The organism is Neobacillus terrae (assembly GCF_011393025.1).
GTDB lineage: Bacteria > Bacillota > Bacilli > Bacillales > Cytobacillaceae > Neobacillus_A > Neobacillus_A terrae.
This window is the reverse complement of sequence record NZ_JAAOEO010000094.1, coordinates 1-571: the sequence shown is the minus strand read 5'-3', so window position 1 is coordinate 571 and position 571 is coordinate 1. Positions and strand designations below refer to the sequence as shown.

Here is a 571-nt window from a genome sequence, read left to right as displayed (position 1 = left end):
CTATAAAGAAAACTTGGAAATCCAAGTTTAGTTACTCCTTATTTACTGCCATAAATATTTGTTATTTCCATGCGGACATATATTTCTTACGATATTTGCTATCTTCTTCGGAATCAACTAATTCCATTGCTATTTTCTTGATGTTCTCATCCTTTACTTTATCATATAGTTTTTTTAAACCTACAATCATATCGTATCGAATAAGAGTATAATTTTTTTCGTCCATTCCATTTTTAAAGCGGTCAATAATATGATTGAGCAACATTTCTTTTTGTTCTTGACCTGCTAAGCCGACTTTCCAAATTGATTGTATAGTATGCCGAGCTGTTACAAATTTCGAATCCTTTGTTACTTCCCATAACACTGGAAAATCATGTAGCATCCGTTTTTCAGGGTCACTGATTGCTAAACCAGCAAGAAACTGTCCTGCTCTGGCTCTTCGGTGATTATCGGGGTCAGTAAGCCAATCTATCATTTGGTCCCATACTTCATAAGCCCAATCTACTTTTCCTTTTGTAGCATGCATTATATTCTGAAATGCTTCATATTGTAAATTTTTGTCTTTTGCTTC

The 571-nt window shown here is 34.0% G+C and carries 1 protein-coding gene; it reads right to left on the bottom strand.

Features of this window, described 5'->3' with window-relative positions; genetic code table 11:
- Window positions 1-61 precede the first annotated feature (61 nt).
- The coding region (locus tag G8761_RS26745) for a hypothetical protein (protein WP_243450174.1) at window positions 62-571 on the bottom strand (510 nt) is incomplete at its 5' end.